Origin of the sequence: uncultured Jannaschia sp. (assembly GCF_947494055.1) — a bacterium.
GTDB lineage: Bacteria > Pseudomonadota > Alphaproteobacteria > Rhodobacterales > Rhodobacteraceae > Jannaschia.
This window is the reverse complement of record NZ_CANLTR010000267.1, coordinates 1-211: the sequence shown is the minus strand read 5'-3', so window position 1 is coordinate 211 and position 211 is coordinate 1. Positions and strand designations below refer to the sequence as shown.

Below are 211 nucleotides of genomic sequence, written 5' to 3'. Positions count from 1 at the left end.
GGCCCTCGCCGAACAGCCCGTTGAAGCCGGTGAACCCGTCGGCATGGACGATGCCCGTGTAGCCCTTGAGATGGGCGGCGGGATGGGCGCCCTTGCGATCCACACTGAACCGGTACCAGGCGCAGGGCGGGGCCTGGCCGCACCATGGCCGTTCATCGCGGACATAGCTCCACATTCGCGCAGTCTGGGCTTTGCCCGTCTTGCCTCCGGT

1 protein-coding gene is annotated in these 211 nt (G+C 67.8%); it reads right to left on the bottom strand.

What is annotated here, in order from left to right; translation table 11 throughout:
• On the bottom strand, positions 1-211 hold a 211-nt coding region (locus tag Q1A87_RS24105; protein WP_299657481.1), incomplete at both ends, for a transposase.